This is a genomic window from Arenibacter aquaticus, assembly GCF_003957295.1.
GTDB lineage: Bacteria > Bacteroidota > Bacteroidia > Flavobacteriales > Flavobacteriaceae > Arenibacter > Arenibacter aquaticus.
On the sequence record NZ_RQPJ01000021.1, the window covers coordinates 355,622 to 378,490 of the forward strand.

At 39.3% G+C, this 22,869-nt stretch carries 22 protein-coding genes; 12 read left to right on the plus strand and 10 right to left on the minus strand.

Going from position 1 to position 22,869, the window contains the following annotated elements; all coding sequences use genetic code 11:
• Positions 1 to 73 precede the first annotated feature (73 nt).
• Both EHW67_RS17430 and EHW67_RS17435 read right to left on the minus strand, forming a co-directional pair.
• Positions 74 to 814 carry a phytanoyl-CoA dioxygenase family protein gene (locus EHW67_RS17430; RefSeq protein ID WP_126163666.1) on the minus strand — a complete coding sequence of 247 codons (741 nt, stop codon included), beginning with the start codon at positions 812 to 814 and terminating at the stop codon, positions 74 to 76.
• Positions 815 to 927: 113 nt separating this feature from the next.
• On the minus strand, positions 928 to 1,314 hold the full coding sequence (locus EHW67_RS17435; protein ID WP_126163667.1) for a DUF2784 family protein: 387 nt from the start codon (positions 1,312 to 1,314) through the stop codon (positions 928 to 930).
• A gap of 352 nt (positions 1,315 to 1,666) precedes the next feature.
• Between EHW67_RS17435 and EHW67_RS17440 the strand changes: the two genes are divergently transcribed.
• The 3 genes from EHW67_RS17440 to EHW67_RS17450 all read left to right on the plus strand — a co-directional run bounded on the left by EHW67_RS17440 (position 1,667) and on the right by EHW67_RS17450 (position 5,419).
• Complete coding sequence (locus EHW67_RS17440; RefSeq protein WP_126163668.1) at positions 1,667 to 3,790, plus strand: M3 family metallopeptidase; 2,124 nt, start codon at positions 1,667 to 1,669, stop codon at positions 3,788 to 3,790.
• A gap of 198 nt (positions 3,791 to 3,988) precedes the next feature.
• On the plus strand, positions 3,989 to 4,501 hold the full coding sequence (locus tag EHW67_RS17445) for a DUF4440 domain-containing protein (protein ID WP_126163669.1): 513 nt from the start codon (positions 3,989 to 3,991) through the stop codon (positions 4,499 to 4,501).
• Positions 4,502 to 4,552: 51 nt separating this feature from the next.
• Positions 4,553 to 5,419, plus strand: coding sequence for an aminotransferase class IV (locus tag EHW67_RS17450; RefSeq protein ID WP_126163670.1), 867 nt, complete (start codon positions 4,553 to 4,555; stop codon positions 5,417 to 5,419).
• Between the two features lie 99 nt (positions 5,420 to 5,518).
• Here the strand turns inward: EHW67_RS17450 and EHW67_RS17455 are convergent, their stop codons facing one another.
• Genes EHW67_RS17455 through EHW67_RS17470 form a run of 4 tightly spaced genes read right to left on the minus strand, consistent with a single transcriptional unit; the run spans position 5,519 to position 8,488 of the window.
• Positions 5,519 to 6,196 carry a type 1 glutamine amidotransferase domain-containing protein gene (locus EHW67_RS17455; RefSeq protein WP_126163671.1) on the minus strand — a complete coding sequence of 226 codons (678 nt, stop codon included), beginning with the start codon at positions 6,194 to 6,196 and terminating at the stop codon, positions 5,519 to 5,521.
• A 39-nt stretch (positions 6,197 to 6,235) separates the two neighbouring features.
• Complete coding sequence (locus tag EHW67_RS17460; protein WP_126163672.1) at positions 6,236 to 7,234, minus strand: NADP-dependent oxidoreductase; 999 nt, start codon at positions 7,232 to 7,234, stop codon at positions 6,236 to 6,238.
• An 11-nt stretch (positions 7,235 to 7,245) separates the two neighbouring features.
• Positions 7,246 to 7,878 carry a nitroreductase family protein gene (locus EHW67_RS17465; protein ID WP_126163673.1) on the minus strand — a complete coding sequence of 211 codons (633 nt, stop codon included), beginning with the start codon at positions 7,876 to 7,878 and terminating at the stop codon, positions 7,246 to 7,248.
• A gap of 31 nt (positions 7,879 to 7,909) precedes the next feature.
• A complete protein-coding gene (locus tag EHW67_RS17470; protein WP_126163674.1) occupies positions 7,910 to 8,488 on the minus strand; it encodes a TetR/AcrR family transcriptional regulator in 579 nt (192 codons plus the stop codon).
• 448 nt (positions 8,489 to 8,936) lie between these two features.
• Here EHW67_RS17470 and EHW67_RS17475 point away from each other — a divergent pair, with 448 nt between their 5' ends.
• From EHW67_RS17475 to EHW67_RS17485, 3 genes are all read left to right on the plus strand, one after another.
• On the plus strand, positions 8,937 to 9,746 hold the full coding sequence (locus EHW67_RS17475) for an AraC family transcriptional regulator (RefSeq protein ID WP_126163675.1): 810 nt from the start codon (positions 8,937 to 8,939) through the stop codon (positions 9,744 to 9,746).
• Between the two features lie 87 nt (positions 9,747 to 9,833).
• The gene (locus tag EHW67_RS17480) at positions 9,834 to 12,344 is read left to right on the plus strand and encodes a TonB-dependent receptor domain-containing protein (RefSeq protein ID WP_126163676.1); all 2,511 of its coding nucleotides are present in this window, start codon (positions 9,834 to 9,836) and stop codon (positions 12,342 to 12,344) included.
• A 428-nt stretch (positions 12,345 to 12,772) separates the two neighbouring features.
• Positions 12,773 to 12,967, plus strand: coding sequence for a cold-shock protein (locus tag EHW67_RS17485; RefSeq protein WP_126163677.1), 195 nt, complete (start codon positions 12,773 to 12,775; stop codon positions 12,965 to 12,967).
• A gap of 102 nt (positions 12,968 to 13,069) precedes the next feature.
• On the opposite strand, the gene EHW67_RS17490 is transcribed toward EHW67_RS17485, so the two are convergent.
• A complete protein-coding gene (locus tag EHW67_RS17490; RefSeq protein WP_126163678.1) occupies positions 13,070 to 13,765 on the minus strand; it encodes a dioxygenase family protein in 696 nt (231 codons plus the stop codon).
• Between the two features lie 252 nt (positions 13,766 to 14,017).
• Between EHW67_RS17490 and EHW67_RS17495 the strand changes: the two genes are divergently transcribed.
• From EHW67_RS17495 to EHW67_RS17520, 6 genes are all read left to right on the plus strand, one after another.
• Entirely contained in the window at positions 14,018 to 14,899 is an 882-nt protein-coding gene (locus EHW67_RS17495; protein WP_126163679.1) for a DUF4382 domain-containing protein, read from the plus strand.
• A gap of 167 nt (positions 14,900 to 15,066) precedes the next feature.
• The gene (locus EHW67_RS17500; protein ID WP_126163680.1) at positions 15,067 to 15,639 is read left to right on the plus strand and encodes a TetR/AcrR family transcriptional regulator; all 573 of its coding nucleotides are present in this window, start codon (positions 15,067 to 15,069) and stop codon (positions 15,637 to 15,639) included.
• Between the two features lie 90 nt (positions 15,640 to 15,729).
• Positions 15,730 to 16,830 carry an MBL fold metallo-hydrolase gene (locus EHW67_RS17505; protein WP_126163681.1) on the plus strand — a complete coding sequence of 367 codons (1,101 nt, stop codon included), beginning with the start codon at positions 15,730 to 15,732 and terminating at the stop codon, positions 16,828 to 16,830.
• Positions 16,831 to 17,132: 302 nt separating this feature from the next.
• Positions 17,133 to 17,978, plus strand: a complete 846-nt coding sequence (locus EHW67_RS17510) for an AraC family transcriptional regulator (protein ID WP_126163682.1) — start codon at positions 17,133 to 17,135, stop codon at positions 17,976 to 17,978.
• 84 nt (positions 17,979 to 18,062) lie between these two features.
• The gene (locus EHW67_RS17515; protein ID WP_126163683.1) at positions 18,063 to 18,611 is read left to right on the plus strand and encodes a carboxymuconolactone decarboxylase family protein; all 549 of its coding nucleotides are present in this window, start codon (positions 18,063 to 18,065) and stop codon (positions 18,609 to 18,611) included.
• Positions 18,612 to 18,676: 65 nt separating this feature from the next.
• On the plus strand, positions 18,677 to 19,099 hold the full coding sequence (locus tag EHW67_RS17520; RefSeq protein ID WP_126163684.1) for an OsmC family protein: 423 nt from the start codon (positions 18,677 to 18,679) through the stop codon (positions 19,097 to 19,099).
• Between the two features lie 152 nt (positions 19,100 to 19,251).
• Here the strand turns inward: EHW67_RS17520 and EHW67_RS17525 are convergent, their stop codons facing one another.
• From EHW67_RS17525 to EHW67_RS17535, 3 genes are all read right to left on the minus strand, one after another.
• Positions 19,252 to 20,805, minus strand: coding sequence for a Do family serine endopeptidase (locus tag EHW67_RS17525; protein ID WP_126163685.1), 1,554 nt, complete (start codon positions 20,803 to 20,805; stop codon positions 19,252 to 19,254).
• A 226-nt stretch (positions 20,806 to 21,031) separates the two neighbouring features.
• Positions 21,032 to 21,511 carry an Hsp20/alpha crystallin family protein gene (locus EHW67_RS17530; protein ID WP_126163686.1) on the minus strand — a complete coding sequence of 160 codons (480 nt, stop codon included), beginning with the start codon at positions 21,509 to 21,511 and terminating at the stop codon, positions 21,032 to 21,034.
• A gap of 205 nt (positions 21,512 to 21,716) precedes the next feature.
• On the minus strand, positions 21,717 to 22,823 hold the full coding sequence (locus EHW67_RS17535; RefSeq protein WP_126163687.1) for a Gfo/Idh/MocA family protein: 1,107 nt from the start codon (positions 22,821 to 22,823) through the stop codon (positions 21,717 to 21,719).
• Positions 22,824 to 22,869 lie beyond the last annotated feature (46 nt).

Consider the following 22,869-nt stretch of genomic DNA (forward strand, 5'->3'; position numbering starts at 1 on the left):
TATATAGGTCTGTTGTTCTTTATTGGATAACAGGCCTATCGTTTAAAGCAAATTAAAGGTTTAGACCTTTAGGTTATAGAACGTCAAGTGTTCTTTGCGCATCGGGGCCTATACGTTTTTTAGTTTCATCCGTAATATATTTCCTTTGGTCCACTTGCTGTGGCTGTTCCGAAGTACAAAAATAGCTGTGGATACTCCTTCGTGGTTTAGAAGTAAGGTTGGTGGTTCCACCGTGCCAAGCATGGGAATTAAAGATAAAAACAGACCCTGCAGGGGCAGTGATAATTGTTTCATCAGGATGGGGAAGGCTGGGGTCTTCCATTTTCTCCTGTGGCGGTATACCCAGTTTATGGGTTCCCGGAACAATGCGCGTAGCCCCATTGTTTTCTGTAAAATCGTCCAGCAACCATATGGAGTTACATACCTTATAAACACCATCCACCATGGTGTTGCCCCAATCCACATGTAGTTTCTGCTGGCCCTGACCTGGTTTGGCGGCCCTATAATTAAGGGAAGATAATTTAAAGGAGGGACCTAGTACGGCAGCAATTCCGGCCAGTACCCGCGGATGGGTATAAAACACATCAAAAACCTCTCCTTTATTAACCAGATCGGCCAAACGGTCAGCACCTTCCTCTTTGGGGTGTCGTATATATTTGGATTCGGCCAATTCAGACCCCGCATTTTCGCCTTCGTGGTCAAGGAGTTCTTCAATTCTGTTGTTTATAGCTTTGACTTGTTCATCGGTCAATAATTTCCCCAAGGATACATATCCCTGACGGTCCAATGTCTCCAATTCTTCTTTTGTAAGCATAAAATTGTGGTATAGTGATTGGTATTTCTATATTGGTTAAGGTAAAATTTTACTTTTGTTCCAACCCAAAAAAGATACAATTTATATTGGATTTATTTTTGGCAATGGGATAATTATTTTCTTTTTGACATAGGGGCAATCAGGTTAGCCCATAGGGAACAGCAAAGCGCCGTAATGGCAGCACATAATGTAAGGGTATTAATAAATTCGGCCTGGGGCAACCATCCCGTTAGTTTTAGGGTCAGGAATGCGATGTAACTTGAGGGTAGCTGGTAGTGCCCCAACCTATTAAGGATGTCATAGTGCCAGTCTGTTAGAAAGCAGTAGCCCCAGCCCTTCCATATCCCTAACAATCCCCAAGAACCAAAGGTTAACAATAAGCTAAGGAGATTGAGTTTTCTAGTAGCGGAAAATAGCCAGCCGAATAGGTTAAAGGCAATGAGTAGTGTATGAAAGAGGTAGAAAAAGATATTGGCTATCTTTAAAAGTAAATCCTCCATAATGATTATTGTTGTTTGGCCTACAAGATAGGAAATTATTGATGTTTTGGAGCACCTTCTAAGTAGCCTGTTACCCTTTGGAAACCTTAGGTGTAGTGTCCATGAAAATTTATGTATACCACAGTATTTCAAAATCTTTTATACCTAGTGATCTCGGCATTAATATTAGGAATAAGACTCAAATAAGGAGATTTGTTTAATCTATAATCATCCTTCCTGCAGACCACTGTACTCCTTGAATTTTTTCTTTAATAATAATATACTAAAAGGAATATATGGACAATGGGAGTGGCAATGCCAACATAGACGGAATTTATTTACCTTAGCAAACAATTGTTAAAATAGTTTTTTAATGAAAAATATTTCTTTTATACTACTGTTGGCGGTTTTGTTTTCTGCTTGTAAGGACTCCAAAACCTCTGACCGATCAACTTCCCAAAACACTATGAATACTAATGAAAATCCACTACTTAAAGAAAGTAGTTTGCCCTACCATGCACCTGATTTTAGGGTTATTGAAAACAGTCATTTTAAGCCGGCCCTATTACAAGGAATTACAGAAAAAATGGAGGCCATAGATAAAATTGCCAACACTCCTGAAGCGGCTACATTTGAAAACACCATTTTGGCCTTGGAAAAAAGCGGAGTGCTTTTGGAGCGGGTTCGAAATATCTTTTCGGCCCTGACCGGGGCCCATACCAATGATACCCTTCAGGCTGTACAGGAGGAAATGGCGCCGAAATTTTCAGAACTTAGGGATGCAGTATATCTCAATGAGAAATTGTTTCAACGTGTAAAAAGTCTTCATGATCGCAAAGAAAGCCTGGATTTGGATGCGGAATCCATGAAATTATTGGAAGAATATTTTGAGGATTTTGAAATTGCCGGTGCCAATCTATCCAATGCCGATAAAGAAACCTTAAAAATGTACAATTCCCGCTTGGCTACCTTAGTAACATCCTTTAATAAGACCTTATTGGAGGCCAATAATGCCGGAGCGGTAGTCTTTACGGAAAAATCCGATTTGAAAGGTCTTTCGGAGGCGCAGCTAAAATCCTTGGAAAACAAGGAAGGCAAAGGGTGGAAGATTCCACTAAAAAACACCACCCAACAACCTTTGTTACAGTCTTTGGAAAAACGGGAAACCAGGGAAAAAATATTCAAAGCAGCATGGAACAGGGCAGATGGTACCCCTCAAGACACCAAGGGCATTATCACTGAAATTGCGGCATTAAGGGCCAAAAAAAGTGCCTTGTTAGGTTTTGGTAATTATGCGGAATGGAGCTTACAGAAAACTATGGCTAAAGTACCGGAAAATGTTTTTAAGATGTTTAACGGACTGATTCCTTCTGCTACTGCCAAAGCTGCTCAGGAAGCTGAGGAAATTCAAAATATGATCCGGAAAAAAGGGGGAGGCTTTACATTGGCACCATGGGATTGGAACCACTATGCAGAAATGGTACGTAAGGTGAAATACGACTTGGACGAAGATCAGATTAAACCTTATTTTGAACTTAAGACCGTTTTGGAAAAAGGAATTTTCTATGCAGCAGAAAGGTTGTATGGTATAACCTTTAAGGTCAGGACCGATATCCCAACCTACCATGAGGACGTATTGGTATATGAACTTTTTGAGGAGAACGGAGATAAATTGGGATTATTCTATGGCGATTTCTTTGCAAGGCCAAGCAAGCGGGGAGGAGCTTGGATGAGCAATTTTGTAAACCAGTCGCATCTTTACCAGAAAAAACCGGTAATCTATAACGTCTGTAATTATCCCAAACCTACAGAAGGGGAACCGGCCTTGTTGACTTATGACGAAGTAGAAACCATGTTCCATGAATTTGGACATGCCTTGCACGGATTTTTTGCGGACCAACAATATCCATCTCTTTCCGGTACCTCTGTGGCAAGGGATTTTGTGGAGTTCCCTTCCCAATTTAATGAGAATTGGGCATTATACCCTGAAGTACTTAAGAATTATGCCCTACACTATAAAACCGGGGAGCCTATTCCTCAAGAACTAATAAATAAAATAAAGCAATCGGGTACTTTTAATCAAGGCTATAGTCTTACAGAGAATTTGGCGGCTTCCAACTTGGATATGCAATGGCATATCATTGCTTCGGAAACAGAAATAACGGATGCCAATGAATTTGAAAAAGAAGCCTTACGAAGAACAAAACTGGATGTGGTGTCCGCCGTACCGCCCCGTTATCGCTCAACTTATTTTGCCCATATTTTTGGTAGCGGTTATGCAGCAGGTTATTATTCTTATCTATGGACCGAAATGCTGCACCACGACGCCTACAATTGGTTTGAGACCCATGGTGGACTGAATCGGGAAAATGGTCAGCGTTTCAGAAACATGGTACTTTCCAGAGGAAATACCCTTCCATTGGAGAAAATGTACAAGGATTGGCGCGGCCAAGAACCTAAGATAGATCCCATGCTTAAAGCAAGGGGACTAAAATAACACAATAAAAGATTTGATATCAATTATAAAAAAAAGAGGCCTGTACAGGGTCTCTTTTTAGTTTGGAAATACTTGTCTTAATGGTTTAGCCCCTTTTGGGTTTGGTATTAACATGGGGTATGTAATTTATACACCAAAATTCCCAAACAAGATAAAAAGGGTGTTATCTTTAAGGCAGTAACACTAAAAATTGCCATTATGGGGAATATAGCCTACTACCAACAGGCTTTTACTATTGTCCTTTTTTCTTTATTGTACACCTTTGGCCATGCACAGCTAGACTCGTCCTCAGAGCTATACCAAACCATTAAGGAAGTAGACAGTATTCTATTTGTAGAAGGGTTTAATCAATGCAAGCTAAAGGAAATGGAGCCCTATATTGCGGTGGACCTTGAGTTTTACCATGATAAGTCAGGGTTAAGCACTTCCAAGGAGGCGTTTTTTGAAGCAATAAAACAAAACATTTGCGGGAATGGGGTAAAGAAGCCTATCCGTAAATTAGTAGCTGGTAGCATGGAGGTATTTCCCTTATATCAAAATGATGTTTTATATGGAGCAATACAGCATGGGGTTCATGAGTTTTATATCAAAGAAGCTGATAAAGACATCTATATTACGGGAATCGCTAAATTTTCACATGTCTTTACTCTGCAAAATGGGGTTTGGCAGTTGAAACGGGTATTGAGTTATGATCACCAAGCTAAGGAGTAGCAGAAATTAGAAAGAATAAATATTGATTATTAAATATTATACAGTTATTGCATGAATAAGATTTATCCACCTAAAGTTTATCTGAACGGAGACATTTTAGCTCCTGACGAGGCAAAAATTTCTGTATTTGACAGAGGTTTTTTGTTTGGTGATGGCATTTATGAGGTGATGGCGCAAATAGGCGGACAATTTCTATACCAGGAGGCCCACATTGACCGACTGCAGGAAGGGTTGCAAAAAATTAAAATTGACTTTGATGTTAGGCTTTTGGATACAGAAATTCCCAAGCTGCTAGATGCAGCAGAACTGCATGGGAAAGATTGCCTGCTATACATACAAATAACTAGGGGAGTGGCTCCAAGAAAACATGCCTATCCAAATCAAATAACACCAACTATATTGATGTATGCTACTGCTCAGACCTTACCAGATATTAATGATGTCCTGGCACAGGTGGTTAGTATGAACGATTTTAGATGGTCTCGTTGTGATATTAAAATGACCTCCCTGTTGGGAAATGTGATGGCCAATGAGTATGGAGCCCAAAAGGGCTGCTACGAAACAGTTCTGTTTAGGGAAGGATTGGTTACCGAAGCCTCACACAGTAACGTGTTTTTTGTAAGGGATAGGGTGGTATATACCCATCCTGAAAATGAGTATATCCTAAGTGGCATTACTAGGAAGATTGTGTTGGAACTTTGTGCCCAGTTGGGTATAAAGGTGATGGAAGAGGCAATAGCCATAGAAGAGGTGGTGAAAATGGACGAAGCCTTTCTAACAGGAACCAACACCCAGATTGCGTCTATAAAACAATGGGACGACCACTTCTTTTATCATGGAGATACTATTGAAGGTGTTACAAAAGAACTACAATGGGCCTTTAAGGAACTTAAAGAGAGAAATAGTACACTAAAGTAGTAGTTCTAAAACAGAAAAGAATGGGAGTTACAACAAAAAATAAGGCACTTACAAACCTTTCGGGTTGCAAGTACCTATTATTATTATTATTACTTAGTTTTAATGTAGTAGATCCAGTAATTTTTCGGCTACCAGTTCTGAAGAAGCCGGATTTTGACCGGTTATCAAATTCCCATCCTGTAGGGCATAAGCAGTCCAGTCGGCCTTTTTGGAATAGTCTCCACCGTTTTCTTTTAACATGTTTTCCACTAAAAAGGGAACCACCTTGGTAAGTTGAACCGCTTCCTCCTCGGAATTTGTAAACCCAGTTACCTTTTTTCCTTTTACCAAAGGGGTACCGTCTACATTCTTAACATTTTTTAGTGCTGCTGGAGCGTGACAGACGAAGGCGATGGGTTTATCTTGTTTATTAAAGGACTCTATTAATTTAATGGAATCGGCATCATTGGCCAAATCCCATAAGGGACCATGTCCTCCGGGATAAAAAACGGCGTCGTAATCTGAGGGGTCAATTTGTGATAATACTAAGGTATTATTGATTTTCTCACGGGCAACCACATCCTTTTTAAAGCGCTCGGTGTCCTTGGTGCTGGACTCTGGCGTATCGCTACTAGGGTCAATAGGTGCAGCACCTCCCTTTGGGGTGGCCAAGGTAATATTGGCCCCTTTATCTAAAAGGGTATAATATGGATTAGCAAATTCCTCTATCCAGAATCCCGTTTTCTTTCCAGTGTCTCCCAGTTTGTCATGGGAGGTCAATACAAATAAGATATTCATGTCTTGATGTTTTTTAGTTAATAGAATAATAGTAGGGTTTTAGGCCTTTACCACCATCTTACCCTTGTTTTTACCCTCAAATAGATCTAAGAAAGCCTGTGGGGTGTTTTCAAAACCTTCCACGATAGTCTCTGTATAGTCTAGTTTTCCTTCGGTGAGCCAGCTGCTTAAATGCTCCATGGCCTCAGGAAATTTATCAGCATAGTTCCATACGATAAACCCCTGCATCAGGGCGCTGTTCTTTACCAAGAAAGGCTGTACGCTGACACTTTTTGGCATTTCTGTATTGTTATATACCGATATGGCCCCGCATATAATCATTCGTGCAAATTTGTTGATATTGAACAGCACGGCATCGGAAATAGGTCCACCCACATTATCAAAATATATATCCACTCCGTCTGGACAGGCTTCTTGGATAGCCGACCTCATATTAGTAGTGGTGTTGTAATTAATGGCTTCATCAAAACCGAATCTGGACGTTAACATTTCCACTTTTTCGTCTGTACCGGCAATGCCCACAACCCTAAGGCCCAGAATTTTTCCAATTTGTCCTACAACACTACCCACGGCACCGGCTGCGCCAGAGACTATCAAGGTTTCTCCTTTTTTAGGTTTCCCTATTTGGGTGAGGCCCAAATAGGCTGTTAGTCCGGTCATCCCCAAAACACCCAAATAGGCACTTAGGGGGGCTTTGTCCTTGTCCACTTTTAATAAACCTTCTCCATCGGATATCTGTTGTGTTTTCCAATTTAGCATGCCGGAAACAAATTCACCTTTTTTAAAGTCTTCATTTTTGGAAGCTGCCACTTGGGCAATAATTCCGGAGCTTATCGGTTTACCTAATTCAAATGGCGCCACATACGATTTGGCGTCGTTCATCCTTCCCCTTAAATAAGGGTCTACAGAGATATATGTTGTTTCCAACAGTATTTCACCGTCTTTAAGGCTTAGTTCCACATTTTCCTTAACAAATTCGAAATCCGATAGGGCAGGTGTGCCTACGGGTCTTTGTTTTAATAAAATAGTCTGTATCATAATATCTTGTTTTAATCTATTAGGGTTACCAGGTCTTCAGTACTCTTTCTAACCTTTATCAAATTTACCAACCAATCCGCTTCTGTATTTCTATATCCCAAAGGTAATAGTACGGCACTTCTTAGTCCTTTTTCGTTTAAGCCCAAAAGACGGTCTACAGCCGTGGGGTCAAAGCCTTCTATGGGGGTAGCATCAACGCCCTCAAAGGCGGCCGCAGCAATAGCTTGGGAAAAAGCAATATACGCTTGTTTGGCCGCATGATTAAAATTCTCCTCAGGGTCTCTTTGAGGATAGGAATCCAATAACATCTGTCGGTAATTTTCCCATCCTTCGTTTTTAAATCCCCGTATTTCGTTGGTAAGGTCGAACATCTTATTGATACGTTCGGCCGTATAAGTGTCCCAAGCTGCAAATACGAGTAGATGGGAGCAATCTGTAATAACAGATTGGTGCCAAGCCATGGGTTTTATACTCTCCTTTATTTGTTGGTTTGTAATCACCATGATTTCAAACGGCTGTAATCCACTGGACGTAGGAGCCAATCGTGCTGCTTCTATAATGCGGTCTATTTTCTCCTGTGGGATTCTTTTCCCGTTCATCGCCTTGGCTGCATATCGCCACTTTAATTTATCCAATAATTCCATTGATATGTATTTAATATGTTGAGTTAAGTTTTTATTTCTTGATACTGTCCCATGCCGCTTGGTAGGCCTCTTCTATGCCGTCTTGATCTATTTTAAAGACCCCGCGCTGCTGCATAACCATTAAAAAGGATAGGGGGTTAATGGAGTAGGCATAGAGCAAATAATCCGATAACGGTTTTATAATGTCTTCTTGTTTGCCTTTATGCCATAGATCCAATAAGGGTTGCAGGTGTTTTAGTCCTTCTTGCCTACTTGGCTCATCAATCATGGGCGTATTGTCGCACTGGGCCAGAAACATGGCTTCTTCCACTTCTTTTAGTTTAAAATCGGCAATTCGCTTCCAAATTTTTTCAAATCCTTCTGCTACGGGAATGTCTTCATTGTGATTTTGAAAAGCATAGTCCGTAAATTTGGTCTTGACATCGAGGTATACCTTGTTTACAAGGTCTTGCTTATTCTCAAAATAAAGGTATATGGTGGCAGGGGAGACATTGGCCATTTTTGCAATTTTAGACATAGGGGTGGCATGAAAACCGCTGTTATTTACCAAATGGATGGTTGCTCTTACCAAAGCTTCCCGCTTTTCAAGACTTTTTTGAAGTTTAGCCATATATTCTATTATATTAATTTTTATACCCTGTTTATACCGCAATTTGTTGGTAGGCGGGTACAAAGATATCGATAAAAATGAATATTCATTCTCTTTTATAAGGTCTTAACATAAGATTACAACTTAGCCGTTAATAAATGGCTAAAAGCGGGTAGTTAAAAGGGGCATTTAGACCAGTTGTGGCATATAGGGGAAAAGAAGAGTGTAATGGGTAGTGGCGTTGTATCATACTTATAATCAGTTAGATGTGAATGCATTTTCAATATGGGGGTCATAAGGTTATTTTTTGTCCCCATGGAGAAATATTAAGATTGGGCAATCTTGGGTTTGTTTTGGGTTATTATAAAGTTATCTTAAAGTTAAGGCTGTGAAATATACCTTACAACCGTAATTTTTACATTTACGGCTAGGATGCTTTGGAAACAGGCTATATAATAATCAAATTATTTTGAAAGATACCATAAGGACTTATAACAAGATTGCTTCGGAAGTAGGTATAAAAATTGAGCCTTTTGATATATCCAAACGCTATACCAAGCCCCATAAGCACAATAAGTACTTGGAAATTATCTATTTTGTTAAAGGTAGTGGCTTTCATCATCTGGACATGAAAAGCCATAAAATAGAACCTCCGTTGTTGTTCTTGGTAAAGAAGGATGAGGTACACCATTGGGAAATAGATACGGTACCCCAAGGGTACGTAATTATTATTAAGGAGTCGTTTTTGGAAGAAACACTGGACAAGTATATCAATACCCAATTAATTAAACTGAGTAATAGTCAAAAAGTATTTGTCAACGAAAAGGATCTTTCCTTGCAAGCTTTATTTGATGCAATGTGTTGGGAAATGAAGCAAGATCCTTTGAATCAGGAAGTGGTAGAAGGAGGTTTAAAGGCCATTTTGTCAAAAATAGTGAAATACGCTGCGGCACAGGGAGCGGACAATAACGATAAGGCTATACAGTTTGTTGATTTATTATCGGGAGATTTAAAAAATAATGTTTCTTTCTATGCGGATAGCCTCCATACCACCTCACAGAATCTCAATGCCATATGTAATAAAGCATTTGGGAAGACTGCTTCTGATGTAATTGCCGAACATATTATCAGGGAAGTGAAAAGACAATTGTTATACACCAATAAATCTATTGGTGATATTGCTTACGCTCTTGAGTTTAAGGACACCTCCCATTTTACCAAATATTTTAAGCGATACACCCAACAAACGCCCTTGCAGTATAAAAAATCCCATATGTAATTGTAAATACCATTCCTTTTTCAAATACACCATTTTAAGTTTGTCCAGTCTCCTATTTTTGTCGGACCAAAATCAAATTAGACATTTATGTATAGTAAGAGTATTTTAGTTATGGCAGGCCTATTTTTTGGGGTACAAGCCTTGACAGCCCAAATTTCCGGAAAGATTATCGATGCAAGTGACGGTTCACCTTTGGAATATGCTACTGCAGCCTTGTACAAGCAAGCCAATGGTGACCTGGTAACGGGAGTGGTAACTTCGGGGGATGGGTCCTTTATCATAGAAAGAGTAAAACCGGGAACCTATTATTTAGAGGCCTCTTTTATGGGGTATGATACCAAAACTATTTCCAATATTAGTATTGATAAAAAGCAGCCCAAGCAGGATCTGTCCGAAGTGGGGCTAACCTTTGGCAACCAACTGGAAGAAGTTGTGGTACAGGGACAACGGGCCACGGTGCTACATAAAATAGACCGTCAGGTATTCGATTCCAAAAAATTCCAAAATAGCCAAGGGGGCAATGCCATTGATGTTGTAAGGAATCTGCCATCTGTAACCGTTGATGTACAAGGCGGTATAAGTGTTCGTGGCAGTAAGGGATTTGCAGTCCTAATTAACGGTAAGCCTACCCAAGGAGATGCCAGTGCCATACTGGCCCAATTACCAGCCAATGCCCTAGAGACGGTGGAATTGATTACTGCACCATCCGCCAAATATGACCCGGAAGGAAAGGGCGGTATTTTAAATATTATTACCAAAAAAGGAGCAACCAATGGGGTCTTTACCCAGATCAATGTGCGTGGCGGGCTACCTTCCATAGAGCCTTATGACACCAAGGAAGCTGCCCAGCGATACGGAATTGATGCTACCCTAAACAGGCGAACGGATAAATGGAACCTTTCCTTTGGTACCAGTTACCAGCGCAACGATAAAACAGGAAGAAGGGAAGGGGAAGTATTTGTAATTAACCAGGCCGAGGACAAACAAACTTTTTTACCGTCTGATGGGGAGCGTAGTTTTGATGACGTTAGTTACAACGGCAGATTTAGCGTAGATTTCACCCCTAACGACTCTGACACCTATTCATTGGGCTTTTATGCAGGGAAACATACAGTAGACCGTTTGGCAGATATTGACTACTATGACAATCATGCCATTTCTCCTATTGGCAGTGGGAATAGGGAGTATACTTTTCAGTATTACAATCATAATCTAAGGACCAGAAAGGGAGATTTTGCCTTGGGGAGCTTTGATTATGCCCATAAATTCAACGATGATTCCAAATTATCTACTTCTTTACTTTATGAGTACACTTTTTTGGGAGGTCCTACCTATAACGATAATTTAGGTCTTAATGATCGTAATATTGTTTATCAACAAGAATACAATACCAATGACAATCCCTTAAACGGGTATCGGGTAAATCTAGACTACCAATTTAGACCTTTTTCTTTCGGGATGCTGGAAACAGGATATCAATATAGGAATATTGACCATACTGGCGAATTTGTTTATGAGCGTGACGGTGTATTGGTACCGGAATTTTCCAGTAATATAAGCCTTGAGAGAACCATTCATTCCGGATATGCTCAACTAACAGGGGCAAGCAGTAAATGGGACTATGCAGGAGGTGTGCGTTTGGAATCTATGGACCGTACCTATTCGGAAGAGTTAAGGACTGCCGATCCAGAACAAACCTATAAGTACAATTTCGTAAAGTTGTTCCCTTCGGCATCCCTGCAATATGCCGTTAATGATAGGACAAAATTAAAGGCGGCCTACAGCAAAAGGGTAGAAAGAACAACCACCCTTAAAATGAACAGTTTTGCAGAGAGGGAGCATTCAGAGGTTTTTGAACAAGGGGACAATCAATTAAGACCAGAATTTATTGATTTGGTAGAATTGGGAGTGACCAAAAGTTTAAGAGGAGGCAATTCATTTAGCGCAACTGCTTATTATAGACATGTAGACAATGTAATTAACCGAGTAAATACCTTGGCATATGAAGCCAATGGGGCGGTACTGGACAGTATAATCAATAGAGTGTATTCCAATGTAGGAAAAAGTAGTGCCTTGGGAATTGAAATAGGGGCGCAACTAAAGCCAACGGATAATTGGACCAATTACATAGGGGCCAATATTTATTCCTATGATATAGACGGGGCCTTTATCTTTAGACACAGAGATGGTGTTAGTAGAAACTACGATGTAAACAGTAGTGCTACCATTTATTCTTTGAACCTAAATTCTACCTATTCCTTTTGGGAAAATGCCTCCCTACAATTTACATTCAATTATTTATCGGATACCAATACAGCCCAGGGTGAAGATTCAAGGTTTTACTCCCCCAACCTAACGTTTAGGAAGTCGTTTTTTGACGATAGGTTAACGGCCACCTTGCAATGGCAAAATATAGATATGGGAATGCTTGATACCAATGAACAGCGAATAACCACCTTTAAGGAGAATGAATTTTATACCACAACCAATTACAGGTATGAGGTAGACATGATATCTATAAATCTTTCATATACCTTTAATGCTATTAAAAATAAGTCCAAGTTTATAGAGAGCGAATTTGGTAAAAAAGAATTTTAATACCTCCGGTATAGTAATAAGACAATTTAAAAAAGGTTCGGCTATTTACTTTGCCGAACCTTTTTTGTTATAGAGGATCTATCTATCTGTATAACAACCTATAATCATAAACTACCATTGTTTTGTGGTGAACGCTAGCAGTAAACACTAGGATATAGTTAAATTCAAATATGGTATTTTATGCTACTTCACGCATTTATGTCATAGCTTTTTAAGAAGGCTTTAACCTAAAACAGGATAAAATGAGCTCAAAAAATACGGGAATAACTGAAAATTAATCGGTTAGAGGTCATGAAAATAGGGGCTTGAGGTAAAAATAACCACTTTTTTCGGTGAATTTTCAAAAGATTTGGAACTAAACTGCTGTTGTTTAAATTATTAGCACCATATTTGCAAAATAATATTATAATAAATTTAATTACATTACGATGAGTAGTAAAGGAACAGTAAAATTTTTCAACGACACTAAAGGTTTTGGTTTTATCACCGAAGAAGGTGTTGAAAAAGATCATTTTGTACACATTTCTGGATTGATCGATGAAATCCGTGAAGGAGATGAAGTATCTTTTGATCTAAAAGAAGGTAAAAAAGGATTGAATGCAGTAAACGTACAAGTTATATAATATATACTTCCAAGTTTAATGAAAAGAAGAGACCGTCTAAATTATTTAGACGGTCTTTTTTTTTTGCTATAATCCAGAATTCTTCATTTAAATACTGATAGATTATACTACAATCGTCTTCAATAGCGTATAACCATCTGTATTATTGCCTGTAAGGGAGTCGGTCATATTCCCGTCTACCCCATCCGAAAAAACGCTGTCCCCCGTATTTAGGGTGTCCGCCTCCCCTTTATAGTCTGTAGAAGTATAGACGGTATCACAAACTGATTTTGGAAAGGCAATTTGACTCACCCGTATAGAGGTTTCATTGACAGTCAATATTTCCAAATGAATATGCGGAGCCCTACCTGGATACCATCCTGGGAAAATACTTATAAAACTGGCGTTCCCATTGGCATCCGTTGTTTGTCGGCCTCGTAGAAAATGCGATTGGGTAAAATCCTCTTCCTGTAAGGAGGTATTTCCATATTCAGAGTAGTAGCCCTGGGCATCGCAATGCCAAATATCTACAAGGACACCGGATAAAGGGTTACAGTTGTTGCTTTTGTCCAGCACACTAATGGTAATGAGCATTGCAACCCCGGATCTGTCCCCAACTATATTTTCCCTCATTAATTGGGAAGGAGTCTTAATGGTAAATGGACCAGTGGTTTCACTGGGTGATAATTCGCATTCCACTAGCTCTTCCTTTTCATTGAATGGATCCTTATCCTTGGAGCAGGCATGCAATACGGTGGGGACGGCAACCAGTGACCCCATACCTATTAAGCCTTTTTTTAAAAAATCTGTTCTTTTCATCTTGGCTTGTCTTTGGATGATAAATTATCTATAAGTTAAGGATTTTTCGTTGATGATTATAAAAACAACTGGAATTCAGTAGGTTGATTTCTCACTTGTAAGAGAAAAAGTAACAAAAAGTCTGTATTTCATCGAAAAAATGGAAATAAATGAATAAATGGGTAGGGTATTGCCCAACTTTGATTGTTATCTTGTATAACGCTTTGTTGTTTAAGCTTAGGCCTATTGATATTAACATTAAAAATTGGAGTTATGAAAGTTCGTTTATTATCAAGTGTATTATTATTGGTTTTTATAGTTATGGCATCCTGTACGGATAATGATGACCGAAATAGTGATTATGGAAAGTTGTCCATTGATCTAACAGATGCTCCCTTCCCACATGATATGGTAGCGGAAGCCAATGTTACTGTTTTTAAGGTAGAAGCCCGTTATAAAGGGGATATGGATATAAATTTGGAAGAAAATGATGATGTGGACGATGATAATGAATCTTCTTTCATAGTACTGATGGAAGAGGAAGTTCAGGTAAACTTATTGGATCTGACCAACGGTGTTACTACTAATTTGGTGGATGTTGATGTTCCGGTGGGGACCTATGATCTGGTAAGAGTCTATGTAAAGGGTGTTAACGTGGTATTGGTTGATGGCACTACGTATGATTTAAAGGTGCCTAGCGGAGAACAGTCAGGGATCAAAGTCTTTATTAAACCGGGAATAGTGGTAAGTGGTGGATTAAGTTCCGATCTTTTGTTGGATTTTGATGTAAGTAAATCCTTTGTTGCCAGGGGCGGGGGAAACTTAATTTCGGATATTAAGGGATTTAATTTTAAACCCGTAATCAAGGCTTGCAATCTGTCTACTGCTGGTACATTATCTGGAATGGTGTCCACTTTGCAGGAAGATCTTGTTGTTGGGCTGGAAGGAGCTCAAGTGGCAGTTTTCGCGGCCGACACCTTAAATACAACTACATTTAGTGATGCAGACGGATATTATAAGGTTTTGGGGCTAAGTGCCGGTTCCTATGATGTGGAAGTGGAGCTGGATGGTTATCAAATTCAAACGGCTGCCGATATTGAAATTATTGCGGGTAATAGGACCGTACAAGACTTTAATATGGTTGTTCAGGATTAAAATATAAGACTCTATCGGGTTTGGAAAGGTGTGCCTTAAGGCACACCTTTTTTTTGCCATGACTATTTTTAAAGCTGGTTATAGTTATGGTCCTGGGGGGGGACAAAATGTGTTGAAAAATTATATAAAACGAATATTTATTCGATATAATATGTTATTTTTACAAGATGAGGGTAAAAGACGAAACAAAACAGCTGGCTATTGTGGAAAACACCTTGTGTGTTGTTTCTGAAAAGGGGTTTGCCGGTGTAAAAATGGCAGATTTGGCCAAACGCGTGGGGCTATCTGTATCAACACTTTATGTTTATTATAAGAATAAGGAAGATCTAATAATGTCTATAGCTGTAGACCTAATAGAAAGGGAGAGTCAGAGAAGTGAACAGGAGATAGTGGAAGCTTTGCCTTTTAAGCTAAAATTAAAAACAGTTTGGTTGTTTTGGGTCAATTTTAGTATAAATCATAGGAAGGAAATGAGTTTTCTGGAACAATTGAAAAAATCCCCATATTATGGGAAATTACCCAATTCGGTAAAGGAGAGAAAAAGTAAGCTATCTACTGCACTTATTGACCAAGGAAAGAAGGAGGGGCTACTTAAAAATGTTGATAACGATATCCTTATGGCAATATTGATTGCAGTTATGGGCGAAACGGTGAAGTTGATTATTCATGATAAAATGGAACTCAGCCAGAATAATATGGACCTTATGTTCTCCATGGTTTGGGACGCCATAAAAAGTTAATTTTTTTTGAATTATAATAGAATAAATATTCGATTAAATAAATGGATTTGCACTTAGAAGATGAAAATAATTAAAAAAATAGTAAGGAATATGGGTATAATAATTGGAGGCGGATTTCTTTTGATCATATTAATTGCGGTGATGTTCTTGTATTTAAGCCCCGAGTTTGGAGGGGTTCCCACAAAGGAGCAGAAAATGGCGTATGCAAAATCTCCTAATTATAGGGGTGGAAAGTTTATTAACAAAGAAGAGGTTAAACTTGACATGAGTATGCGGGATATGGGTAAAAGTTTGGCCGGATTTTTCGGTTCTCTACCTAATACAAAACCTCCTATGGATATTCCAGTTGATAAGCTGGATTCCTTGGAAATTGTTCAGAAAAAGGACAGTACACGTCTTGTCTGGTTTGGTCACTCTACTTTTTTATTGCAAATAAGCAGCAAAACCATTTTGATAGACCCGATGTTTGGAAAAGTACCTGCACCGCACCCCATGCTTGCCACCACTAGATTTAGCAAGGAGCTTCCTATTGATGTGGAAAAACTTCCCAATATAGATGTCGTACTCATTTCCCATGACCACTACGATCATTTGGACTATGGCTCCATTCAGAAACTAAAGGACAAGGTAAAAATGTTTTACGTCCCTTTGGGAGTTGGGGCACATTTACGGGAATGGGGTGTTGAAAGAGAGCGTATAATGGAGATGGATTGGTGGCAAGAAACCTCCCATGAGGATATAATAATACGATGCACCCCTGCCCAACACTTCTCAGGGAGAGGAATTACGGATAGAGCCAGAACTCTGTGGAGTTCTTGGGTGATACAATCAAACAACAATAAAATATTTTTTAGTGGCGATAGTGGTTATGGACCCCATTTTAAGGAAATAGGGGATAAATTTGGTCCGTTCGATATTGCGATGCTAGAATGTGGGCAGTATAATGAGATGTGGCCAGATATCCATATGTTCCCGGAACAAACTGCACAGGCAGGCTTAGATGTGCGTTCACGGCTGATTATGCCAATTCATTGGGGCGCCTTTAAACTGGCCATGCACCCTTGGACGGAGCCCGTAGAACGGGTTTCGGTTAAAGCTAAAGAATTAAACCTAGAGGTGCTGACTCCAAGAATAGGGGAGCCTATCAACATCAATAAAATAGAAGCGTCGACCTCCGAATGGTGGAAATAATTTGAGTTTTGTGCATAATTACAGTTTTTAAGGATTATAAGCTATTGCCTTGTATGTCTAAGTTGTGTTAAATTCCATCAGTAATTTTTGTTTGGAACTTTTGTTGCTTTTAGTTTATTTATTGCTTGGGAGTGGATTATAAATTATTCTCGGCCAATAGCTATGGAAGTATGGTGATGCAAGTTTTGAGGGTTTTTACGACTACTTAACTTTAAAAAGGACGGAGATAAACTGATATTCTGTTGCATGATAGCAGTATGTGTTCTTTTGGAGCCCTAAAATACAGAAATAGCCATAGTACTATGAAATTTATTGGAAATACACAGGAATACCTCTATTTAAAAACAATTGATAGTAGTAATTGCGATGTTTTAAAAGAGCATATAGAGGGTAGTCTCAGCATTCTGTGGTTTCAGGAAGAAAAAAATGTATTGGTAATAGATGGAAAAGAGGAGATCTTTTCCAAAGGCCATATTGTTTTTTTAACGGAATTTCACCGTATTGTACCCAAGAGGATAGGAAAAATTAGATTTTTAAGATTCAACAGGCCTTTCTATTGTATTTTGGATCACGATAGCGAGGTAGGCTGTAAAGGGGTATTGTTCTTTGGAGCTTCGCAACTCCCGGTGATAGGAATTTCGGAGGACGATTATATAAAATTTGAAACCCTGTGGGAAATGTTTGTTATGGAGATGCAATCCAATGATAATTTGCAGATAAGTATGCTGCAAATGATGTTAAAGCGTTATTTGATACTATGTGCCCGTCTCTATAAAAGTCAAGAAAACTATCCTCAGGAAAAGAGTGAGACGGATCTGATACGAGAATTTAATTTTTTGGTAGAGCAGTATTTTAGGACTAAGCACAAGGTTGTGGACTATGCCGAAATACTTCATAGGTCACCTAAGACCATTTCCAATATTTTTTCAAAAATGAATGCGAAGTCGCCCTTAAAATTCATCCATGAACGCATTATGTTGGAAGCTAGGCGGCAGCTGTACTATACTGATAGTCCTGTTAAGGAAATAGCCTATGAACTAGGTTTTGAGGACATACAATCCTTTAGTCGTTTTTTTAAGAAGCATGAGGGAATTTCCCCATCGGAATATAAAGGAAAAGGGAACATGGGAACAATTGCCAACTCTTAGGGAAGTACTACCTAACAGCTACCCTTGATTACTCCCCATCTTTGCATTGTTAAAAAAAAGTATAACAATTTAAATTTTAAGACAATGGAAAGATTTCAAGTCCCCACTAAAGAGGAAGTATCTGCCAACAATCAAGCAATTTTCAGTAATCTGGAAAAGGCGATAGGCTTTGTGCCTAATTTATACGCCTATTATGCCAAGAATGAAACGGCATTGGGCGATTATCTAACCCTGCAGAATCGTAAATCAACCTTAAAAGCAAAGGAGAAAGAGGTTATTAATTTAGTAGTAAGTCAGTTTAACGGTTGTAATTACTGTTTGTCCGCACATACCCAGATTGGTAAAATGAACGGTTTTACCGAGGATCAAATATTGGAAATCCGGAATGCTACGGCCAGTTTTGATGGTAAGCTAGATGCCTTGGCAAAATTTGTTCGGGCTACAGTTGAAAATAACGGTAGGGCTTCAGACACGGTTAAAGAACAGTTTTTTGCAGCAGGATATACCGAAGCCAATTTGATTGATGTAGTTATTGTTATTGGAGATAAGACCATAAGTAACCTAATTCACAATTTAGCCGATTTTGAAATCGACTTTCCTTTGGCCCAACCCTTACAGGCAACAAGCGTTTAAAGAAATTATAGTAAATGAATGCCCCTCTTATAAAAAAGTTGGAAGGGGCGGTAAAAAGCAAAACTATGAGCACAAAAATAAATATTAAGAATTTACCTATAGGCTATCAATCTGTAATCAGTAATGGAAAACATGCTATTCTGGGCGATGAACCCATACCGTCTAAGGGAACGGATTTAGGGTTTTCCCCGGTAGAGCTGTTATTGGCCGGTATCTCTATGTGTAAGGTAGCCACCATCAGAAATGTGGCTAGAAGAAAAGGCTGGGAGATAGGTGAAGTGGATGCCCAATTGGAGCAGTTGGCCCAAAGGCAGCAAGATGGCAATTTTAAGACAGTTGTAACCTCCCGTATCCATATTGAAGGGGATCTTACGGATGAGCAGCGTAATATATTGATTAAAGAGGCCGACAATTGTTATGTAACCAGATTGGTACGTGGCGATTGGGAATTCCGAGAATCCGAAGAACTGAGTGCTGTACTAGCCTAGTAGATGGTCATAGTGCCACTGATTTTTATCGCTATTGGCGTTTAGTAGGCCTATTTTAAATCTTAGGCGTTTAATTTGAACAAAAAAAGAGACCAATAAGGTCTCTTTTTTTGTTGGTATTTTTATAAAGAATGCGATCTAGATACCCAATTTTAGGAATCCAATCCAAAGGCATAATAATGCTTTCCGGGAAGTTCTTCGTAGATGCCCTCTATCATCACACCGCCTTTTTGATTGTTCAAGGATTCCATAACATCATTTATATCCTTTATTTTCCTACCATTGATGTGGGTAATGATAAACCCTTCCTGCATTTGTGTTTGTAGTCTAAGCTTGCCAGCATAAAGTTGGGTTACCTTAACGCCACCGTCAATATTTAATTTCTCGGCTAGTTCTTTATCAATATTTTCCAATTCGGCACCCAATTGGTTGAGTATTTTTTGATGTTCTTTTTTCTTCAATTTTGTGCTTCCTTGTCGGCTTTTTAGTACTACGTTAATTTCTTTCTCTTTTCCCTTACGGCTTATCTTTAACTTTACTTTGTCTCCGGGTCTTTTTTCGGCTATCATGCCTTGTAACATAGGGGAATTTAAAACCTTTTTGCCATCTACGCTTAAAATAATATCTCCTTCCTCTAGGTCTGCTTCATCGGCAGCACTATTTTGGGCAACCTTTTCCACGTATACTCCTTGCTGAAGGGCAATGTCTTTTTCTTTGGCCAAATGTCCATCCATTGTACGAATAGTTACCCCAAGCATACCCCTTTGTACGGCCCCGTACTTTAGTAGGTCTTCTACTACTTTACTGGCAATATTGCTGGGCACGGCAAAACCATATCCACTGTATGATCCCGTTCTACTGGCTATTGCGGTATTGATACCAATAAGATCACCGTTTAGGTTAACCAATGCCCCTCCACTGTTGCCCGGGTTAATGGCGGCATCGGTCTGTATAAAACTTTCAACGGCAAACTTATCCTTGTTTATGTTTATGTTTCTCGCTTTGGCACTCACAATACCTGCGGTTACAGTAGAATTAAGACTAAAAGGGTTGCCAACGGCCAATACCCATTCCCCTACTTTTACATCGTCTGAATTTACCATGGGCAAGGCAGTTAGATCATCTGCCTTAATTTGTAGAAGGGCCAAATCTGTTGAGGGGTCGGTTCCAACCACCGTAGCTTTATAGGTGCCATTGTTATGTAGTGTAACCTCTATTTCATCGGCATGGTCTATAACGTGATTGTTGGTAAGGATGTAACCTTTTTCATTAATTACTACTCCAGAGCCCGTGCCCATTACAGGTAAGCTTTTGGGTTTTATTTTTTGGGACTCCCCATCTTTCTTTTCGTTAGGTTGTCCATATTCGTATCTCTTGTTAAAGAAATTTCCGAACGGACTTTCCTTAAAAAAATCCTGAAAGGGATCTGGCAAGTTCCGGTATTGGTACATCTGACCAGTGTTATTGGGTATCTTTCGCTTAGAACTAATGTGTACCACGGCATTTAGGACCTTATCGGTGGTTTTGGTAAAATCCAAAGGGGCTATTTCCCCATCCGCATTGGCAGCATATAGTACCTTAGAAGTAGCAGTAGCTGGCACATGTTTAATTTCAACGGTGTTGTTGCCAAAATTTTGGTATCCCCAAACAACACCCAGACTAATTAATAGGGATAATATGGCTGAAATAAATACTGTCTTTTTCATCTTATCCAATTTTTATTGTTACAAATTATTTTGTCGCTGTTTCATTCTAACTTATCTGACTTAAAAGTAATTGCAAACACTGGAATGTTCCCATACAATATTGCCCCTGATTGCAGTTCTTGGGTCAATTATTAAGAAATGGGCTCTCTTAAAGTAGTACCAACCCAAATGGGTAGGTAGGGGGCCTATAGTGCCCCCTACCAATACCTAAAATTCTTGGGTTTAATTATGAAATTTTAATGGTTTTTGCAGGTTTGCGTTTGGCCTCCTCTTTTTTAGGCAAGTGAATGCTTAAGATTCCGTCGTTATAGCTGGCTTCTATCTGATCATCATTTACCGTCTCCGGTAGGCTAAACGTTCTCTTGAACGAGGAGTATCCAAACTCCCTGCGGGTATACTGCGCATCAGGGCTATCGTGTTCTTCCTGCAATTCGGCGGAAATAGATAAAAGCTGCTCTTCAAGGTCTATATGAAAATCGGTTTTTTTTAGACCAGGAACTGCCATTTGCACAGCGTAAGCGTCTGCTGTTTCCAAAATATTAACTTTAGGAAGTGTAATGCCCCGATTAAAATTTAAACTATTCAATAAAGGCAATTGGTCATTATTAAGGAAATTGTCTATCCAATTTGACCAATTAGGGAAGCTTGTTTGTGAATTAACGTTTGCTAAACTTCCATTTTTAGGAACATTAACTAAAGTGCTCATAATAATAAAAATTTTAAGTTAAACATTAAGTCAGTTGAAATACAAATTGATTTCACCCTATAAAATGCAAACAAAATGCCAAAGTGGTTTTAGTCTCGGACGTCTGGATATTGTTCTCCGTGCTTTAGTCGAAGCAATAAAAAACCGACATAATGTCGGTTATTAAGACAATGAGTAATGTCAATATGTCATACTTCCTAGGTGTTTACAGGCTTACTTTTTCACCTGTTTTAGCGGCTTTATATATGGCGTCGATAATTTTTAAATCCTTAACTCCTTCTTCCCCGTCTACAGGGACAATAGGCTGCACCTCTTCAAAAATAAGTTGGGCCATGCCGTCCATTTGTAGGGTTTGGTGGGTAATGTGTGGCTGTGTGAGTTCTCCTTTATGTGTTCTTCCTTTTATGGGGCCATATCCGGTAGAGGGACGCATTTCTACGAAACCTTTTTCGCCGTTAAGAAAAAAACGGTCCAGATGACTCATGGCATAAGTGGACAGGCAGGAGGCCACGGCGCCACTAGGGAATCCCATCTGAAACTGTATGGTTTCATCCACGCCTTCCTTAAATTTTATAGGATCTGTTTTGGTTTCTTGGGCCGTAACCCATATGGGTTCTTCCCCAAGCATATATCTGGCTCCATTAATGGAATATATACCAATGTCCATCATGGCTCCCCCGCCAGACAATTCTTTATTTAAGCGCCATTGGGTTGGGTCTCCGATGGTAAATCCGGAAAGGCCTTGAAAGAACTTGAGTTTTCCAAATTCGCCTGCCTTTCTCATTTTAATCACCTCTACCGTTTTGGGCTCATAGTGCATTCTATAGCCTACCAACAATTTTACATTGGCGGCCTTACAGGTATCTACCATTTCCTGGCCTTCTTTGGCGTTGATACCCATGGGCTTCTCACAGATAACATGTTTACCGGCTTTGGCAACCCTTATGGTCTGCTCCTTATGAAGGGCATTTGGGGTAATCACATAGACGGCATCTATATCCGGGTTGTCTTTAATGTTGTCAAAATTGTCGTAGTTGTAGCAATTCTTTTCTGGAATATCATATTTGGCACGCCATTTTACCACTTTGGAAGGAGTACCGCTAATGAGGCCCACCAGTTTGGCCCTTTTGCACGATTCCATTGCTTTGGCTACTCGTGTACCATAACTTCCCAGTCCCATAATGGCAACCCTTAAAATAGGCCCCTCATAAGGGGCTGTGGAGGCCGCAAACAGTTTTGTTGGACTGTATAATATTGGTATACTGATGGTTGAAATGGTCAATTTCTCCAAAAAATTTCTTCTAGAACCCATAATACTCGTATTTGTTTGTTCTAAAATAATAAAATGAAGTTATAAT

What these genes read in the sequence shown, in the direction of transcription:
- EHW67_RS17430 (WP_126163666.1), bottom strand. Translation starts at nt 814, where the DNA reads ATGCTTACAAAAGAAGAATTGGAGACATTGGACCGTCAGGGATATGTA.
- EHW67_RS17435 (WP_126163667.1), bottom strand. Translation starts at nt 1,314, where the DNA reads ATGGAGGATTTACTTTTAAAGATAGCCAATATCTTTTTCTACCTCTTT.
- EHW67_RS17440 (WP_126163668.1), top strand. Translation starts at nt 1,667, where the DNA reads ATGAAAAATATTTCTTTTATACTACTGTTGGCGGTTTTGTTTTCTGCT.
- EHW67_RS17445 (WP_126163669.1), top strand. Translation starts at nt 3,989, where the DNA reads ATGGGGAATATAGCCTACTACCAACAGGCTTTTACTATTGTCCTTTTT.
- EHW67_RS17450 (WP_126163670.1), top strand. Translation starts at nt 4,553, where the DNA reads ATGAATAAGATTTATCCACCTAAAGTTTATCTGAACGGAGACATTTTA.
- EHW67_RS17455 (WP_126163671.1), bottom strand. Translation starts at nt 6,196, where the DNA reads ATGAATATCTTATTTGTATTGACCTCCCATGACAAACTGGGAGACACT.
- EHW67_RS17460 (WP_126163672.1), bottom strand. Translation starts at nt 7,234, where the DNA reads ATGATACAGACTATTTTATTAAAACAAAGACCCGTAGGCACACCTGCC.
- EHW67_RS17465 (WP_126163673.1), bottom strand. Translation starts at nt 7,878, where the DNA reads ATGGAATTATTGGATAAATTAAAGTGGCGATATGCAGCCAAGGCGATG.
- EHW67_RS17470 (WP_126163674.1), bottom strand. Translation starts at nt 8,488, where the DNA reads ATGGCTAAACTTCAAAAAAGTCTTGAAAAGCGGGAAGCTTTGGTAAGA.
- EHW67_RS17480 (WP_126163676.1), top strand. Translation starts at nt 9,834, where the DNA reads ATGTATAGTAAGAGTATTTTAGTTATGGCAGGCCTATTTTTTGGGGTA.
- EHW67_RS17485 (WP_126163677.1), top strand. Translation starts at nt 12,773, where the DNA reads ATGAGTAGTAAAGGAACAGTAAAATTTTTCAACGACACTAAAGGTTTT.
- EHW67_RS17490 (WP_126163678.1), bottom strand. Translation starts at nt 13,765, where the DNA reads ATGAAAAGAACAGATTTTTTAAAAAAAGGCTTAATAGGTATGGGGTCA.
- EHW67_RS17495 (WP_126163679.1), top strand. Translation starts at nt 14,018, where the DNA reads ATGAAAGTTCGTTTATTATCAAGTGTATTATTATTGGTTTTTATAGTT.
- EHW67_RS17500 (WP_126163680.1), top strand. Translation starts at nt 15,067, where the DNA reads ATGAGGGTAAAAGACGAAACAAAACAGCTGGCTATTGTGGAAAACACC.
- EHW67_RS17505 (WP_126163681.1), top strand. Translation starts at nt 15,730, where the DNA reads ATGGGTATAATAATTGGAGGCGGATTTCTTTTGATCATATTAATTGCG.
- EHW67_RS17510 (WP_126163682.1), top strand. Translation starts at nt 17,133, where the DNA reads ATGAAATTTATTGGAAATACACAGGAATACCTCTATTTAAAAACAATT.
- EHW67_RS17515 (WP_126163683.1), top strand. Translation starts at nt 18,063, where the DNA reads ATGGAAAGATTTCAAGTCCCCACTAAAGAGGAAGTATCTGCCAACAAT.
- EHW67_RS17520 (WP_126163684.1), top strand. Translation starts at nt 18,677, where the DNA reads ATGAGCACAAAAATAAATATTAAGAATTTACCTATAGGCTATCAATCT.
- EHW67_RS17525 (WP_126163685.1), bottom strand. Translation starts at nt 20,805, where the DNA reads ATGAAAAAGACAGTATTTATTTCAGCCATATTATCCCTATTAATTAGT.
- EHW67_RS17530 (WP_126163686.1), bottom strand. Translation starts at nt 21,511, where the DNA reads ATGAGCACTTTAGTTAATGTTCCTAAAAATGGAAGTTTAGCAAACGTT.
- EHW67_RS17535 (WP_126163687.1), bottom strand. Translation starts at nt 22,823, where the DNA reads ATGGGTTCTAGAAGAAATTTTTTGGAGAAATTGACCATTTCAACCATC.